General features: G+C 63.2%; 16 protein-coding genes. 3 read left to right on the top strand and 13 right to left on the bottom strand.

What is annotated here, in order from left to right; genetic code table 11:
- The first annotated feature begins 9 nt into the window (after window positions 1-9).
- Window positions 10-1,788, top strand: coding sequence for an acyl-CoA dehydrogenase C-terminal domain-containing protein (locus P0Y58_00365; protein WEK30676.1), 1,779 nt, complete (start codon window positions 10-12; stop codon window positions 1,786-1,788).
- A gap of 280 nt (window positions 1,789-2,068) precedes the next feature.
- On the opposite strand, the gene P0Y58_00360 is transcribed toward P0Y58_00365, so the two are convergent.
- Window positions 2,069-2,992, bottom strand: coding sequence for a LysR family transcriptional regulator (locus P0Y58_00360; protein ID WEK30675.1), 924 nt, complete (start codon window positions 2,990-2,992; stop codon window positions 2,069-2,071).
- Between the two features lie 210 nt (window positions 2,993-3,202).
- Here P0Y58_00360 and P0Y58_00355 point away from each other — a divergent pair, with 210 nt between their 5' ends.
- Both P0Y58_00355 and P0Y58_00350 read left to right on the top strand, forming a co-directional pair.
- Window positions 3,203-4,483, top strand: a complete 1,281-nt coding sequence (locus tag P0Y58_00355) for an aminotransferase class III-fold pyridoxal phosphate-dependent enzyme (GenBank protein ID WEK30674.1) — start codon at window positions 3,203-3,205, stop codon at window positions 4,481-4,483.
- A gap of 148 nt (window positions 4,484-4,631) precedes the next feature.
- Window positions 4,632-4,790, top strand: coding sequence for a YqaE/Pmp3 family membrane protein (locus P0Y58_00350; protein WEK30673.1), 159 nt, complete (start codon window positions 4,632-4,634; stop codon window positions 4,788-4,790).
- Window positions 4,791-4,922: 132 nt separating this feature from the next.
- Here the strand turns inward: P0Y58_00350 and P0Y58_00345 are convergent, their stop codons facing one another.
- From P0Y58_00345 to P0Y58_00290, 12 genes are all read right to left on the bottom strand, one after another.
- The gene (locus P0Y58_00345) at window positions 4,923-6,746 is read right to left on the bottom strand and encodes a S9 family peptidase (GenBank protein WEK30672.1); all 1,824 of its coding nucleotides are present in this window, start codon (window positions 6,744-6,746) and stop codon (window positions 4,923-4,925) included.
- The gene (gene pqqE, locus P0Y58_00340) at window positions 6,712-7,842 is read right to left on the bottom strand and encodes a pyrroloquinoline quinone biosynthesis protein PqqE (GenBank protein WEK33247.1); all 1,131 of its coding nucleotides are present in this window, start codon (window positions 7,840-7,842) and stop codon (window positions 6,712-6,714) included. The genes P0Y58_00345 and pqqE overlap by 35 nt, the downstream gene beginning before the upstream one ends.
- Window position 7,843: 1 nt before the next feature.
- Window positions 7,844-8,119, bottom strand: a complete 276-nt coding sequence (gene pqqD / locus P0Y58_00335) for a pyrroloquinoline quinone biosynthesis peptide chaperone PqqD (protein WEK30671.1) — start codon at window positions 8,117-8,119, stop codon at window positions 7,844-7,846.
- Window positions 8,116-8,871 carry a pyrroloquinoline-quinone synthase PqqC gene (gene pqqC / locus P0Y58_00330; GenBank protein WEK30670.1) on the bottom strand — a complete coding sequence of 252 codons (756 nt, stop codon included), beginning with the start codon at window positions 8,869-8,871 and terminating at the stop codon, window positions 8,116-8,118. The genes pqqD and pqqC overlap by 4 nt, the downstream gene beginning before the upstream one ends.
- Window positions 8,872-8,880: 9 nt before the next feature.
- A complete protein-coding gene (gene pqqB / locus P0Y58_00325) occupies window positions 8,881-9,792 on the bottom strand; it encodes a pyrroloquinoline quinone biosynthesis protein PqqB (GenBank protein ID WEK30669.1) in 912 nt (303 codons plus the stop codon).
- Between the two features lie 78 nt (window positions 9,793-9,870).
- Complete coding sequence (gene pqqA, locus P0Y58_00320; protein ID WEK33246.1) at window positions 9,871-9,942, bottom strand: pyrroloquinoline quinone precursor peptide PqqA; 72 nt, start codon at window positions 9,940-9,942, stop codon at window positions 9,871-9,873.
- A gap of 172 nt (window positions 9,943-10,114) precedes the next feature.
- A complete protein-coding gene (pqqF, locus tag P0Y58_00315) occupies window positions 10,115-12,403 on the bottom strand; it encodes a pyrroloquinoline quinone biosynthesis protein PqqF (GenBank protein WEK30668.1) in 2,289 nt (762 codons plus the stop codon).
- 143 nt (window positions 12,404-12,546) lie between these two features.
- Window positions 12,547-13,341 (bottom strand): carbon-nitrogen hydrolase family protein, encoded by a 795-nt coding sequence (locus tag P0Y58_00310; protein ID WEK30667.1) that lies wholly within the window; start codon window positions 13,339-13,341, stop codon window positions 12,547-12,549.
- A 14-nt stretch (window positions 13,342-13,355) separates the two neighbouring features.
- Window positions 13,356-15,038 (bottom strand): NAD(P)/FAD-dependent oxidoreductase, encoded by a 1,683-nt coding sequence (locus P0Y58_00305; protein ID WEK30666.1) that lies wholly within the window; start codon window positions 15,036-15,038, stop codon window positions 13,356-13,358.
- Between the two features lie 162 nt (window positions 15,039-15,200).
- Window positions 15,201-15,515: a transcriptional regulator gene (locus tag P0Y58_00300; protein ID WEK30665.1), complete on the bottom strand. Its 315-nt coding sequence runs from the start codon at window positions 15,513-15,515 to the stop codon at window positions 15,201-15,203.
- On the bottom strand, window positions 15,493-15,855 hold the full coding sequence (locus tag P0Y58_00295; GenBank protein WEK30664.1) for a toxin: 363 nt from the start codon (window positions 15,853-15,855) through the stop codon (window positions 15,493-15,495). Before P0Y58_00295 ends, P0Y58_00300 begins: the two co-directional genes overlap by 23 nt.
- Before the next feature lie 188 nt (window positions 15,856-16,043).
- Window positions 16,044-16,505: an Lrp/AsnC family transcriptional regulator gene (locus P0Y58_00290; protein ID WEK30663.1), complete on the bottom strand. Its 462-nt coding sequence runs from the start codon at window positions 16,503-16,505 to the stop codon at window positions 16,044-16,046.
- Window positions 16,506-16,573 lie beyond the last annotated feature (68 nt).

Below are 16,573 nucleotides of genomic sequence, written 5' to 3'. Positions count from 1 at the left end.
GAGGTTGTCATGGCTGACTATAAAGCGCCCCTGCGCGACATGCGCTTCGTACTGAATGAAGTCTTCAATGTGGCCGAGCAGTGGGCGCAGTTGCCCGGGCTGGCTGAGGTAGTCGATGCCGAGACGGCCATGGCCGTGCTGGAAGAAGCCGGCAAAGTCACCGCCAAGACCATCGCGCCGCTCAGCCGCGCCGCCGACGAAGAAGGCTGCCACTGGGACAACGGTGCGGTGCGTACACCGGCCGGTTTCATCGAGGCCTACAACACCTATGCCGAAGGCGGCTGGGTAGGCGTGGGCGGCGACCCGGTGTTTGGCGGCATGGGCATGCCCAAGGCCATCTCGGCCCAGGTCGAGGAAATGGTCAATGCCTCCAGCCTGGCGTTTGGCCTGTACCCGATGTTGACCGCCGGCGCCTGCCTGTCGATCAATGCCCACGCCAGCGAGGCACTAAAGGAGAAGTACCTGCCGAACATGTACGCCGGTGTGTGGGCGGGTTCCATGTGCCTGACCGAGCCGCATGCCGGTACCGACCTGGGCATCATCCGGACCAAGGCCGAACCCCAGGCTGATGGCAGCTACAAGGTCAGCGGCACCAAGATTTTCATCACCGGTGGCGAGCACGACCTGACCGAAAACATCATCCACCTGGTGCTGGCCAAGCTGCCGGATGCCCCGGCGGGGGCGAAAGGCATTTCGCTGTTCCTGGTGCCAAAGTTCCTGGTCAACGAAGACGGTAGCCTGGGCGCGCGCAACCCGGCGACTTGCGGCTCGATTGAGCACAAGATGGGCATCCAGGCCTCGGCGACCTGTGTGATGAACTTCGATGAGGCAGTCGGCTACATAGTGGGCGAGCCGAACAAGGGCCTGGCAGCCATGTTCACCATGATGAACTACGAGCGCCTGGGCGTTGGTATCCAGGGCCTGGCGTCTGCCGAACGCTCTTACCAGAACGCCGTGGAATACGCCCGCGACCGCCAGCAGAGCCGCGCCCCGACCGGCCCACAAGCCAAAGACAAGGCCGCCGACCCGATCATCGTCCACCCGGACGTGCGCCGCATGCTGCTGACCATGAAGGCGCAGATCGAGGGTGGCCGCGCCTTTTCCACCTATGTAGCCATGCAGCTGGACAGTGCCAAGTACAGCGAAGATGCCGTCGTGCGCAAGCGTAGTGAAGAGCTGGTGGCGCTGTTGACGCCGGTGGCCAAGGCGTTCCTGACCGACCTGGGGCTGGAGAGCACGGTGCACGGCCAGCAGGTATTCGGTGGGCATGGTTATATCCGCGAGTGGGGGCAGGAGCAGCTGGTGCGCGACGTGCGCATTACGCAAATTTACGAAGGCACCAACGGCATTCAGGCCCTCGACCTGATGGGGCGCAAGGTAGTGGCCAGTGGTGGGGCTTACTACCGGTTGTTCTCCGACGAGATTCGCCAGTTCATTGCCAGCGCAAGTGGCGAGTTGAGCGAATTTGCCAAGCCGTTGGCGGCCAGCCTCGACCAGCTCGACGGGCTGACCGAATGGGTGCTGGAACAAGCCAAGGGCAACCCGAATGAAATCGGTGCGGCGTCGGTCGAGTACCTGCATGCCTTTGGTTATGTGGCCTATGCCTACATGTGGGCGCTGATGGCGCGGGCGGCCAAGGCGGGTGAGGGGGACGAGGCGTTCTACTCGGGCAAGCTGGGGACGGCGCGGTTCTACTTTGCGCGGTTGCTGCCGCGGGTAGATTCGCTGGTGGCTTCGGTGAAGGCGGGAAGTGAGTCGCTTTACCTGCTGGATGCTGAGCAGTTCTGAGGAATTTTGGGGCCGCAGGGCGGCCCCCCATTCGCGGTGTATATGCGAATGCCTCCCCTTTGTAAGCTTTTTCCTACACGACGTGGTGACTTTTCACCACTGTTCTCAGATTGGATCCACGGGTAATCTTTCTCACATGGACGTTGCGCAGGAAGCGCAAAGGACAGATCAAGGAAGACGACGAAGGACCACCTGCCAGGATGGCGGGGTGATACGGATGTCACAGGGAAACAGTCTGGAAAACCCCGCTTCGGCGGGGTTTTCTTTGTGCGCGTGTTTTTCAGGCCAGCACATCCAGCGGCGATGCCCCCAGCAGGCGGGCGTCCGTTTCCTCTTCCAGCAGCGTGCGCAGCAGCTCCACTGAGGCCTGCTGGCGCTGGGCATCGCGGAACACCAGGCCAACCTTCAGCGGTACCCGCGGCTCGCTTAACGGCTTCCACAGCAGGCCCTGATCGTCCTCGGCGGCCTCCTTGGCCCGGCCTGGCAGAATGGTAGCCAGTGCCGTGTGCGCGAGGCTGTCGAGAATCCCCGCCATGTTGTTCATCTCTGCCTGCACGTGTGGCCGTCGGCCCTGGCTGGCCAGCTGCGCCTGCCAGATCTGGCGGATCTGGTACTCCTCGCCCAGCATCAGCATGGGTAACTCGGCGGCCTGGCGGATGGACACCTTCTTGAAATCTTTCAGCGGGTGGGTATCGGGGATCACCAGCTGTAGCTCATCTTCATACAGCAACAGGCCATGCAGCCCGGGCTGGCGCGGAGGCAGGTAGCTGATGCCGATATCCAGGCTGCCGTTGAGCAGCCGGCGTTCGATCTCCAGCCCCGACAACTCGTAGATCTGCACCACAAGGTGCGGCTGTGCCTTGCGCAGCCGTTCGAGCAACTGCGGCACCAGGCTTGGCCGCACGGTCTGCAGCACGCCGATAGCCAGAGTGCGCAGAGACTGGCCCTTGAAGTTACGCATGGCCTCGTGGGCGCGCTGCAGTCCATCGAGCAATGGCAAGGCGTGGTTGTACAAGGTATGGGCAGCCAGGGTGGGCAGCAGGCGCTTGTTGCTGCGCTCGAACAGGCTCAGGTCGAGGCTGTGTTCCAGCTGGCGGATCTGCTGAGAGAGCGCCGGCTGTGAAAGCGACAGGCGCTCGGCGGCACGGCCTACGTGGCCTTCTTCGTACACCGCGACGAAATAACGCAGTTGGCGGAAATCCATAAGTAACACTTATCAAAATTGCTGGAAAAACGAAATGGTCGAAAAGCCTCGCGAAGCCTAGTCTATCGCCGTATTCCAACGGGTTACAGCGATGAATCGGTCGATTGTTACCCCGGATGAAAAACACTTTTGATAGGCAAGGCAAAATATAGAGTGTCGGCATCAAGACCGCACCGTAGCCGCCCTTTACCGTGATTGGCTGGAGCCCTGATGAACCTGTTCAACCTGCGCCGCTCGGCCCCTGCCGCTGCGGCCGAGCCCAAGCGGGCGCCGGTGATGGTGCCGCAAGCTGCCGAGTTGTCGCGTGATCGCCTGATGCCCAGCGCCGAACGTGCAGCGCAGGTGTTCGTGCGTGGTCAGGGTTCCTGGTTGTGGGACAACCAAGGGCATGCCTATCTAGACTTTACCCAAGGTGGCGCAGTCAACAGCCTGGGCCACAGCCCCAGCGTGCTGGTGAAAGCGCTGGGCAACCAGGCCCAGGCGCTGATCAATCCGGGCGCGGGCTATCACAGCCGAGGCCTGTTGGGGCTGGTCAACCGCCTGTGCCAGAGCACCGACAGCGAGCAGGCCTACCTGCTGAACAGCGGCGCGGAGGCCTGTGAAGGTGCGATCAAACTGGCGCGTAAGTGGGGCCAGCTGCACCGCAACGGCGCCTACCAGATCATTACTGCCAGCCAGGCCTGTCATGGCCGCAGCCTGGGCGCGCTGTCAGCGTCCGACCCGCTGCCATGCAACCGCTGCGAACCTGGCCTTCCGGGCTTCAGCAAGGTGCCGTTCAATGACTTGGCCGCCCTGCACGCTGCAGTAGATTCGCGCACCGTGGCCATCATGCTTGAGCCTATCCAGGGCGAAGCGGGTGTCATCCCCGCCACGCAGGCGTACCTCAAGGGCGTGGAAACACTGTGCCGTGAACTGGGCATCCTGTTGATCCTCGATGAGGTGCAGACCGGTATTGGCCGCTGTGGCGCACTGCTGGCCGAGGAGCTTTATGGTGTGCGCGCCGACATCATCACCTTGGGCAAGGGCCTGGGCGGCGGTGTGCCCCTGGCTGCCTTGCTCGCCCGGGGCACGGCATGCTGCGCCGAGCCTGGCGAGCTGGAAGGCAGCCACCACGGCAATGCGCTGATGTGCGCTGCAGGCCTGGCTGTGCTGGATACCGTGCTGGAGCCTGGCTTCTTCGCTCAAGTGCAAGACCATGGCCGCCATCTGCGTGAAGGCTTGAGCCGCCTGGCCGGGCGTTATGGCCAAGGCGAAGTGCGCGGGCAAGGCCTGCTGTGGGCCCTGCAACTGAAGGACAACCTGGCCCGTGAACTGGTGGCGGCAGCCCTGCACGAAGGCTTGCTGCTGAATGCCCCGCAAGCGGATGTGGTGCGTTTTTCACCGGCGCTGACCGTGAGCAAGGGCAACATCGACGAAATGCTGCTGCGCCTGGCCCGCGCCTTTGCCCGCCTGCATGCCCAGCAGCAGGCTCACCGCGAAGTTCCAGCTTAGTGGCACGTTAAAGAATTCTACGAACCGTCTGGCGTTCCTGCGCATCGCCCCTGGCCTGTTTCATTCGGCCCGGGGCGTTTTTTTTTGCCTGTGGAACCTCTGCGGCGGGCGGCTAGTCTGTGATGTAACCCCTTCAGGAGAGACTCGCATGGACTTTATCCGCATCATCATCGCCATCTTGCTGCCGCCGCTGGGTGTGTTTCTGCAGGTGGGTTTTGCCGGGGCATTCTGGCTAAATATTCTGCTGACCTTGCTGGGGTACATTCCGGGGATCGTGCACGCGGTATATATCATCGCCAAGCGCTGACACCGCTGGGGCTGCTGCGCAGCCCATCGCGACGCAAGGCCGCTCCTACAGGTACAGCGCCACATTCAGGTTTGCGCGATCCCTGTAGGAGCGGCCTTGTGTCGCGATGGGCCGCAAAGCGGCCCCAGAAGCTCAGCCCCTCAACACCCGGCAGTAGAACTTCCACTCTTCTTCCAATGCATGCGCCAGGTTCTCTGCCTTACGGAACCCATGTCGCTCCTGCGCGTAGAAGTGCCCCTCAGCCTCGATCCCGTTAGCCTGCAATGCCGCCAGCATTGAGCGTGTCTGCTCCGGAACCACCACGGCATCCAGCTCACCCTGGAAGAAAATCACCGGTACCTTGATCTGCCCCGCATGCAGCAGTGGCGTGCGTTGGCGATAACGTTCGGCATCCTGCTGCGGGTCGCCGATCAGCCAGTCCAGGTAATCACCTTCGAACTTGTGCGTGGCACGGCCCAGGGCAACCGGGTCGCTGACCCCGTACAGGCTGGCGCCACCGCGAAACACGTCGTGGAACGCCAGGGCGCACAGGGTGGTGTAGCCACCGGCGCTGCCGCCGCGGATGAACGCCTTGCGTTTGTCGACCAGGCCTTGAGCCGCCAGGTACTCGACCGCCGCGCAGGCATCGGCCACATCGCTCTCGCCCCAGCGCAGGTGCAATGCCTGGCGGTATTCCCGGCCATAGCCGGTGCTGCCCCGGTAGTTCAGGTCGGCCACGGCAAAGCCGCGTTGGGTCCAGTACTGGATGCGTGGGTCAAGCACGGGATAGCAGGCCGACGTCGGCCCCCCGTGTATGAACACCACCAGCGGTGCGGCGCCTTGCGACTGTGCCGCAGGGTAGAAGAAGCCATGGGCCTGCTCGCCCTCGCTGCCATAGTGGATCGACTGTGGCAGGCTGACCTGCTCTGCCGGCAGCATCTCGGCACCACCGGCCAGCACGCGTACCTCATGGTTGATGCGGTCGATGGCAATCACTGCTGGTGGGCTGATGGGCGAGGCGGCAATGGCATAGAGGTGTTGGGCATCCATGGCCAGGCTGCGAAAGCGTGTATAGGCACTGGCGAAACGTTCCAAGCGGCCATCTTCCTGACGCAGCCCCAATTGCCCGAAGCCATCCTTGAACCAGCTGGCCAGGTAGCTTTGCGGGCTCAACGCCAACCAGGTACAGGTGCCGAGTTGCCAAGGCGCGGCCGCGTGGTCCGCAGGCCCCGCAGGCAACGCCTGCCAGTGGCCATCGGCTTCACCCCAGGGTTGCCAGAAGCCATTACGATCGGACAGGCAGTAGAGCCGGCCCTCGGCATCGAACCGCGGCTGTTGCAGCGACTCGCCAGCAGCGGCTACACACTGCTCCGGCCCCCAGTGGCCGCTGGCATCCCGTGTGCGACACATCAGCCGGGTGACGGTCCAGGGCTGTGCCGGGCGGTCCCATTCGATCCACGCCAGGCGCATGCCATCGCCACTCACAGTGGGTGAGGCATAGAAATCGGCGCCCTCGGCAAGTACCTCGCGGCTGCTTTCACCCAAGGCGACCAGGCGATGTTCTACCTGCCCGGCATGGCGCTCCTCGACGGCCAGCACCTGGCCGGCGTGCCACTGCACATCGCCGTAGCGGCAGCTGGCATCGTGGGTCAGCGCGCGCGGTGGCAAGTCGTCCAGCGGCTGGGTGTAGACCTGCTGGTCCTTTTCGTTGACGAACACCAGCCCGTTGCCACCTAGGCAGAAGCTGCCACCGCCATATTCGTACACGCGGCTGCGCACGCTGAAGCCATCTGGCGTCAGGCAGCGGGCTTGGTGGAACAGCCAGTGCCAGATACGGCAAGCGCCATCGGCCGGGCGAAATTCGATCCAGAAAAGCCCGTCGGCGCTGGCTTTGAGTTCGGCAAAGTCGGTGCCGGCGGCAACCGCTTGGGCCGAGCTGAATTCAGCCGCGGGCGATGACACGGGAGTTTCGATCATTGCGGAAGGTCATCTGTTCAATGGCGAGCCGGGCGGTTTCCGCCTCCTCGCGGGCCTTGAGGATGATGCCGTGGTCGGCCGACTTGGCGCACACAGGGTCGGCGTTGCTGGCATCGCCGGTCAGCATGAAGGCCTGGCAGCGACATCCGCCAAAGTCCTTTTCTTTTTCGTCACAGGAGCGGCACGGTTCGCGCATCCACTCATAACCACGGAAGCGGTTGAAACCGAACGACTCATACCAGATATGGTGCAGGTTGTGTTCGCGTACATTGGGGAACTGCACCGGCAGCTGCCGGGCACCGTGGCAGGGTAGCGCGGTGCCGTCCGGGGTGATGGTGAGGAACAGGTTGCCCCAGCCATTCATGCAGGCCTTGGGGCGCTCTTCGTAGTAGTCCGGGGTGACGAAGATCAGCTTGCACGGGTTGCCCTCGGCCTTGAGCTTGTCCCGGTATTCGTTGGTAATGCGCTCGGCCCGCTCCAGTTGCGCACGGGTCGGCAGCAGCCCCAGGCGGTTGAGGTGGGCCCAGCCGTAGAACTGGCAGGTGGCAAGCTCGACGAAGTCGGCGTCCAGGGCAATGCACAGCTCGATGATGCGGTCGATCTTGTCGATGTTGTGCCGGTGGGTGACGAAGTTGAGCACCATCGGGTAGCCGTGGGCTTTTACCGCACGGGCCATTTCCAGCTTTTGCGCAAAGGCCTTCTTCGAGCCTGCCAACAGGTTGTTGACCTGCTCGTCACTGGCCTGGAAGCTGATCTGGATATGGTCCAGGCCGGCCTTCTTGAAGCCGGCGATGCGCGCTTCGGTCAGGCCGATGCCCGAGGTGATCAGGTTGGTGTAGTAACCCAGCCGGCGGGCTTCGCCGATCAGCTCGGCAAGGTCCTGGCGCACCAGCGGTTCACCGCCGGAAAAGCCGATTTGCGCGGCGCCCATTTCCCGCGCTTCGGCCATTACCTTGAACCACTGCTCGGTGCTCAGCTCCTGGCCCTGGGCGGCAAAGTCCAGCGGGTTGGAGCAGTACGGGCACTGCAGCGGGCAGCGGTAGGTGAGTTCGGCCAGCAACCACAGAGGCAGGCCGACCTCCGGCGTAGGAGGCAATTCAGGCAAGGACGATCCAGTGTTCGGCACGGGCCACCTCCATGAACTGCTCGATGTCTTCGGCTACTTCAGGAATATCGGGGAATTGCTGTTCGAGTTCGCTGATGATGGCCGCCACGTCGCGCTGGCCGTCGATCAGGCCACCGATCAGGCTGGCGCTTTCGTTGAGCTTGATCATGCCCTCGGGGTACAGCAACACATGGCCCTTTTGCGCCGGCTCGTACTGGAAGCGGTAGCCAGCGCGCCAGTTCGGCACCTGATTGCGGTCGAAACTCATAGGGTGATCCCCTTGTGCCACACCCGGTCCTGGGTGACAGAGTGATAAGGCGGGCGGTTCAGCTCGTAGGCCATGCTCATGGCGTCGAGCATGCTCCAGAGGATATCCAGCTTGAACTGCAGGATCTCCAGCATACGCTCCTGGCCCTCGCGGGTGGTGTAGTGCTGCAAGGTAATCGCCAGGCCGTGCTCCACGTCACGTCGGGCCTGGCCCAGCCGGGTGCGGAAGTACTCGTAGCCGGCCGGGTCGATCCACGGATAGTGCTGCGGCCAGCTGTCCAGGCGCGACTGGTGGATTTGCGGGGCGAACAGTTCGGTCAGCGAGCTGCTGGCGGCTTCCTGCCAGCTGGCGCGGCGGGCAAAGTTGACGTAGGCGTCCACGGCAAAGCGTACACCGGGCAGTACCAGCTCCTGGGAGCGCAGCTGGTCCGGGTCGAGGCCGACGGCCTGGCCCAGGCGCAGCCAGGCTTCGATGCCACCGTCCTCGCCGGGTGCGCCGTCGTGGTCAAGCAGGCGCTGAATCCACTCGCGGCGTACTTCGCGGTCCGGGCAGTTGGCCAGGATCGCGGCGTCCTTCATCGGGATGTTGACCTGGTAGTAGAAGCGATTGGCTACCCAGCCCTGGATCTGCTCGCGGGTAGCGCGCCCCTGGTACATCGCCACGTGGAACGGGTGATGGATGTGGTAATAGGCGCCCTTGGCGCGCAGGGCCTGCTCGAATTCGGCAGGGGACATTGGCAGTGCGTCGCTCATCAGGCCTCCTTACAACTCGATGCTCATGCCATCGAAGGCCACTTCCACACCGCGGCGCAGGACTTCGGCGCGCTCGGGGGAGTCCTCATCGAGTATCGGGTTGGTGTTGTTGATGTGGATAAGTACCTTGCGCTGGCGCGGGAAGCCGTCGAGCACTTCCAGCATGCCGCCAGGGCCGTTCTGCGCCAGGTGGCCCATCTCGCGGCCGGTGCGGGTACCGACGCCACGGCGCTGCATTTCGTCGTCTTCCCACAGGGTGCCGTCGACCAGCAGGCAGTCGGCGCCGTGCATCATCGCCAGCAGGTTGTCGTCTACCTGGCCCAGGCCCGGGGCGTAGAACAGCTTGCCGCCGGTGCGGGTGTCTTCGACCATCAAACCCAGGTTGTCGCCAGGGTGCGGGTCGAAGCGGTGTGGCGAATAAGGCGGTGCGGCGCTGCGCAGCGGGAATGGGGTGAAGCGCAGATTGGGGCAGGCGTCGATCACGAAGCTGCCTTCCAGCCCGATGCGGTTCCACTGCAGGCCACCGTTCCAGTGGCTGAGCATGTTGAACAGCGGGAAACCGGTGGTCAGGTCCTGGTGGACCATGTCGGTGCACCACACCTGATGCGGGCAGCCCTCACGCAGGCTGAGCAGGCCGGTGGTGTGGTCGATCTGGCTGTCCAGCAGGACGATGGCGTTGATGCCGGTGTCGCGCAGGCCGCGGGCGGGCTGCATCGGCGCAAAGGCCTGGAGTTGGGCGCGGATGTCGGGCGAGGCATTGCACAGCACCCAGTGCACGCCGTCGTCGGACAGGGCGATGGACGACTGGGTGCGCGCCGTGGCCCGCAGGTTGCCGTCACGGTAGCCCTTGCAGTTGACGCAGTTGCAGTTCCACTGCGGGAACCCGCCACCGGCGGCGGAGCCGAGAACCTGAATGTACATGGCCACTCTCTATGCAGAAACCGTGTCGTAAAAACGAAAACGCCCCGGCAGGCCGAGGCGTTGAAGCGCAAGCCCGGCTTAGCGGTTTGCGAAGTACATGGTGACTTCGAAGCCGATACGCAGGTCAGTGTAAGCAGGTTTGGTCCACATGGAATTACTCCTTCCGAATGAGGGTTGGGTTGCTCAGCTACTACTTGGGTACCGCCAATGCTGCGGCAGTTCCCTGAAACTGGGATTGCGTTATCTTACAAGAAAATTTTGTACCGAAAGGTTAATTATTCGAAAAGCGCCCTTGCAGATGGCGTAACAATCGGCAGCTTGCTCATTGCCATGAAGGGGCTGGCGCGGCAGCGTTGGCCAAGCAGAGCCAAGGGCAATTCTTATCGAGCAGGGTGCCCAGCAGCTGGTCCAGATCCGTCTGCCGCGTCTTCAAGATAGCCTTGCGTAGTTGATCCAGCGTGCCGGGTTGTGTAGCCAGGTGTGTCTGCCATGCCCATTCGGCGACGTCGGCGTTGGCCATTGCGGGCTCTTCGAATTGCCCGGCCAAGGCCCTGCATGCGTCCGGATCCAGCGTGATCCCTTGGCGCAGCAGGGTAAGCAGGTGGTCGAGGATCTGCCCCTGGCGGGTATGTGGCGACTGCACCCCGAACAACAGGCCGCCGACCCCTTCGACCTGACGAAAGGCACTGAACACCGCGTAGCCAAGTTGCAGTTCTACCCGCAGCCGTTGGTAAACCGGCCCTTGCAACAGTTGCGCAAGCAGCCGGCCGCTGGCTTCGCTGGTTGCAGGTAATGGGCAGAACAGCAGCAGGGCGTGTTCACTGCCCGGTACTTCGGCGTGCTGCCAACGGTGTGTGGCCCATGTGGGCAGGGGCCCAGGCAGCGAGCCTTGCCCAGGGCAGTGCTGCAACGCAGTACCCAAGGCGCATAGCGCGGCATCGTCGAAGCCTGTGGCAAGGCCATGCCAGTGTGCGTGCTGCCACAGGCTGTCGAGCTGCGGCTGTGCCGGGGTGCAGGCAGGCCCGCTGGCGGGGTGGGCGCCGAGGACTGCGTCGGGCAGTTGCTTGAGCAAGGCCCTGATGGGGATCAGTGGCGGTCGCGTTGCCGCGCAGGGCTGCCAGCAACTTGCTTCTGGCTTGAGCATCAGTGCCAGGGCCTGCTCCACCGACCGAAGCACTGCTGCCGGTTGCCCGGCGCAGCGTAATTGCCAGTAGTCGCCAACGGCACTGAACAGCAGTTGCACCGACGCGCGCTCGCAGCGCGCCTGCAGTGGAGCGAGCGCCTGTTCAAGCACGCCTTGCAAGCGCTCGCGAGAAGGCGAAGGCACGTGCCAGCGCAGGTAAAGTGCGGCGTACTGGCGAGCGCCAGGCAGCAGATCGCTGATTTTCAGAGCCGCGGGCAGCGGTTGCCCTGCGGCATTGGGCAATTCGGCCATCAGCAAGGGGTCGACCGGGGGCAGTTGCCATTGCCCGTGCGCGTGGGCAGGCAGGCCGTTTATCAGCGCATTCAGGGCCTGCAGACCTTGCTTGTCCAGGCTGCTGAACGGCTGGCCTGTGCTGTCCCGCCGAGCCAGTTCAAGCGCGCTGGCGCTGCGTTCGCGGCTGCGCTGCAGCAGGCCGAATTCGTGGTTCATCTGCTCAAGGTCGGCCTGGCGGATGAAACTGATCCAGCCTTGCAGCAGGGCATCTGCTTCGTCCGGGTTGGCGTCTGCGCTGAGCTGCAGGTCGATGTGCCAGAGCAACTGCCCGGCGAAGGCGTACAGCACCTCGGCCTTGAAGCTTTGCAGCCTGCCACGTTGGCCAAGCGCATTCAGCCAGGTACCAGGGCGGTTGTCGCCGAGGCAACTGATCAGTAATTCCAGGGCCTGCTCGGCACCTGGCGGGAGCTGTTCATGGGTGAAAACCAGGCGCGCGTCGGTTGGCGACAGTCGTGGTGGCTGCGTTTGTGGCGCCCGCGTGCCCGTCGCGAACAGGCTGGCATGTTGCCTGGCCAACTGTTCCAGCTCATCGAGCGACTGTGGGCCACACAGGCTCAAGACGATCTGACCGCCTTGGTAGTAGTGCTGGTGAAAGCCCGCAAGCGCTTGCTGGAAGGCCGGATCCTGCAAGGCCAGGGTGTGTCGGTTACCCGCGTGAAAAGCGCCGAGCGGATGGCCCGGCGATACGGATTGCAGCAAGGCGAATTGCTGTTGAGCCTGCGGGTTGCGCGACCAGGCGATAAACTCGGCGTGGATTACTTCGCGTTCGCGGCGTTGGCGCTCGATGCCCAGGTCCGGTTCTGCCAGCATCTGGCACAGGCGCTCAAGGCCTCCGGCCAGGGCGTTGGGCGGTACTTCAAAGAAGAAGTCGGTGGCCCGCTCGCGGGTGCTGGCGTTGACCTGGCCGCCGAGGGCTTGCACGTAGCGCATCAGGCCATCGTCCAGCGGAAATCGCGCGGTGCCGAGGAAGAAAAGGTGTTCGAGAAAGTGGGCAAGGCCGGGCCATTTGCCTGGCGCGTCGTGGTTGCCCGCGTGCACCCGCAATGCGGCGGCCGAGCGTTTAAGGCGCGGGGCGTGGCGCAGGGTCAGCTGCAGGCCGTTGGCGAGGGTGAGGTGGCGGGTGGCGTCAGGCATGGGGGCTCCGGTAGCTGCTGACCATGCTAACCCATTTGTTTGCAGGCCCGGCCTCTTCGCGGGCACGCCCGCTCCCACAGGATTGGCGTGGATCTACAAATCACGCTGTCCCTGTGGGAGCGGGCGTGCCCGCGAAGGGGCCATCAGCCTTTACGCAGGTGCAGCTCCTGGCGCAAATCATTCAGGTAAGGAAATGCCTGCCGCCCTTGCACCACCCGCTCATGCTCAAGCTCTGCCAGCAACTGGCACTCATCCCGCCCGGCCATGGCCAGCAGGCTGCCGTCCGGGCCGATGATGCTGCTCTGCCCGCAATACTGGATCTCGTCTTCCGAGCCGCAATAATTGGCATACACCAGGTAGCACTGGTTTTCCTGCGCCCGCGCCCTCACGGTCACCTGGCAGACAAAATCGTAGGGTGTCATGTTCGCCGTGGGCACCAGAATCAGCTCGGCGCCAGCCAGCGCCAGGCGTCGGGCATTTTCCGGGAACTCGATGTCGTAGCAGATCAGCAGGCCGACTTTCCACCCGTCCAGTTCCACCACCGGGAAGTGATCGGGGCCTGCGCTGAACATCGAACGGTCCAGCTCACCGAACAGGTGAGTCTTGCGGTAGTTGCTCAGGCTGCGGCCGTGCGCATCGATCAACTGCACACTGTTATAGATCGCCCCATCATCACCACGCTCAGGGTAGCCGTAGACAATAGCAATGCGGTGCGCCCGGGCGATCTCCACCACCTCCATCGCCGCCGGGCCATCGGCGGCTTCGGCCAGGCGCTCGACCTGGGCCAGGCCGATGTTGTAGCCGGTCAGGAACATCTCCGGGCACACCAGCAGTTGCGCGCCGCGTTCGGCTGCCAGCTGCGCCTGGTGGCGCAGCCGTTGCAGGTTGCCGGGTACGTCCAGTGGCTTGGGGGCGCCCTGGAATAGAGCAATGCGCATGGTGCCTCCTTGGGTCAGTCTGCCAGGGCGATCGGGCCGATTTCGTCAAACACATCGCCCGGGCCGGGGTTGTCGGGGTGGGTCTGGCCACCGAAGTGGTTCATGATACCCCACACCGCATTCAGCGACGTCTGCACCGCGCCTTCCACCCACGCCGGGGTCCACGACACGTCGTCACCGGCGATGAACATGCCGCGCTGCTCGGCAGGCATGTCCTGCTGCATGAAGTGCGCGTACATGCGCTGGTTGTAGCGGTAGTGGCCGGGCAGTGCGCCTTTGAAGGCTCCCAGGAAGTGCGGGTCGGCCTCCCAGGAAATGGTGATCGGGTCGCCAATGATGTGCCCGGCGATGTCGGTCTTCGGGTAAATCTTCTTCAATGCATCCAGGGCCAGCTGCACGCGCTTTTCCACCGGGTGCGGCAGCATCTTCAGGGCGTCGCTCATCCAGGCGTAGGACAGGCAGATCACCCCCGGCTTGTCGTCGCCGTTGTCGAACAGGTAGGTGCCGCGGGTGAGGCGGTCGGTGAGGGTCATGCTCATGAGGTCGCGGCCGCTTTGCGGGTCTTTGTCCTTCCAGAAGGGCCGGTCGACCATGACGAATGTCTTCGACGACTGCATGTAGCGGGTGCGGTCCAGGGCCATCCACATCTTTTGCGAGAACAGCGACTCCTCACAGTCGATCTGTGTGGTCAGCAGCCAGGTCTGGCAGGTGGCGAGCACGGCGCCGTAGTGCCGGGTGTCGCCCCAGTTGTCGGTGACTGCCAGGCGGCCATCGGCGGCACGGGCAATGCGCTTGACCCCGGTGCGCGGCGCGCCGCCATGCAGGCCGCTCAGGCTGGTGCCCTCCGGCCAGTGGGCGCAGCGCTCCGGCACATGACGCCAGATACCTTGCGGAACTTGCTCCACACCGCCGACGACCAGGTGCTGGTGGTCGTCGCAGTTGGTCATTACCACGCGGAAAATTTCCAGCATCGAGTTGGGGAAGTCCGAGTCCCAGCCGCCGGTGCCAAAGCCGACCTGGCCGAACACCTCGCGGTGCTGGAAGCTCAGTTTGGCGAACGAGCGCGAGGTGGCGACGAAGTCGTAGAAGGTGCGGTCATCCCACAGTGGCACCAGCTTGTTCCACAGCTCCTTCAGGCGCGGTACATCCCGGTCGCGGATGGCTTGCTGGATGTCGGCGAACTGGGCGCCGCTTTCCAGCGCGTCGGCCCAGGCATCGGCCACTTCGTGGAACAGCTTGGGCAGGTCGGTGGTTTTTTCGGCGTAGTAGGTCTGGCCTTCCAGGTCGATCACTGTGCTGCCCGAGGCCGGGGTCAGCGGGTTAGGGAAGGGCTTCGTTTCAAGGCCCAGCTTGTCCACGTAGTGGTAGAAGGCGGTGGACGACACCGGGAAGCGCATGCCACCGAGTTCGGCGATGATCCCGTCGGTGCCGTTGAAGGCCTGCGAACGCAGCCGACCACCCAGCTTGGAGGCCTCGTACACCACCGGCTTCAAGCCCAGCTTCATCAGCTCGTAGGCCGCCACCAGGCCGGCGATACCGGCACCCACGATGGCCACTTCTTCACCATGGCGCTCGGCCGGGATGCTGCCCAGGCCTGCGGGGTGTTCCAGCCAGTCGTCGAAGCCGAACGGGAAGTCCGGGCCGAAGATGGTGATCGGCTGCTTGCCGTCGGCGGGGTGGCGGTTTTTCTTGTTCATGAAGTGACCTTGCCAGAGAGGCTACGCGGGTGGCGGAGCCTGAGTATAGGAGATGCCTGGGGGTCATTTTAGGGAGTGGGGTGTTCGTAATTAAGGTGCAGAGTGGTGTCTTAATGTAGCTTTAGTCGTCATATTCACTAATGAAAGATAAATTATGACGAATCAGTTCACGGATGCCAGGTGATCCACCGTCTCGGGGTATTTCTGCACAAGTCGAATCAGCGCAACAGCCTGCGCATTGGGCTTGGAACGGCCTTGCTCCCAGTTCTCCAGCGTCCTGGCGTTGGTCCGTAGATAGTTCGCGAACAGTGCCCTGGACATGTTGAGACGCTGGCGCAGTTCCAGCAGTTCGTTTGGAGCCAACGTGGCCAGTTCTGTGAAGCTGACTTTGTGCGAGCGCAGGGTCTTCTTGCCTTGGCGTTCTTGCGCCAGAGCGTCGAAGCCTTCCGTGAGCTCAGTGAACAGGTTGCGCGGCATGATTGGTCCTCGTCAGGTATTCGCGTTCGAGCAGGGTTTTCAGTGCTTTTCGCTGGGAGTCGGTCAAGTCATCCTGCATGTCTTTGCCGTATAGGGTAAACAGCCAGAACTGCGCCCCCGGAAGCCAGAAGTAGTAGATGACGCGGATGCCGCCCCGCTTGCCCTTCTGGCGGTGGGAGTCTGAAAACCGCAGTTTTCTGAGGCCACCTGTGCCTTGGATCAAATCTCCAGCCAGCGGGTTCTTCAACAAGAGCTGTTGCAAGGAGCGAAAGTCTTCGTCGCTCAGGTAGCTGGGACGATGGCGTTCGAACGGAGGAAGCTCAACAAAAACTGCGGCCATTATTCGTACGTTATCTACGTATAGTTTGGGGGTGGTGTGGAGGCCTGTCAACCTGCCTGTAACCAGCCTATTACGCATTGGAGCTGCGCCTAAGCCCGAATGAATTGCAGCAAGTAACGCAGGTGTGGCATCGACTGCTGGATTCAGCGTTGCGCTTCCAGATATTTGACGGCGGTCCAGAGGACCGCTCAGACCGGCTGCCCGCGATCCACCTTGCTGCTGAGAATGATCGACGTGGTGGTTTTCTCCACCCCGTCGACACTGCCGATCTGGTCGAGCAACTGGTCCAGCTGTTCGGGTGAATCCGTGCGCAGCCAAGCCACATAGTCAAATTCGCCGCTTACTGCACACAGCTGCTGCACCTGGCCCATGGCACTCAGGCGCCGCACCACTTCCTTGCCGGAGCGCGGTTGCACCTTGATCCCCACATACGCCTGCAGCCCGCCGCCTATCACACTCTGGCCCAGGCGCACGCCATAGCCGGAGATGACCTTGTTCTTCTCCAGCCGCTCCAGGCGCGAGTTGACGGTGGTGCGGGCGATGCCCAGCTGGCGGGCGAGGGTGGCGACGCTTTCGCGGGCGTTGATCTGCAGCAGGGCGATCAGCTGGCGATCGATTTCATCCAGCGTGATGGAGCGGGAGTCCGACATGGCGAGTCTCTACGGTTGGCCTGCTAGCCTAGCGAGCGGACGGTAAGCAGGGCAAGGCCGGGTACAAT

Source organism: Candidatus Pseudomonas phytovorans (assembly GCA_029202525.1).
GTDB classification, from domain to species: Bacteria; Pseudomonadota; Gammaproteobacteria; order Pseudomonadales; family Pseudomonadaceae; genus Aquipseudomonas; species Aquipseudomonas phytovorans.
Note: the sequence above shows the minus strand (reverse complement) of the source record. Positions and strands in the feature narration are given on the sequence as shown.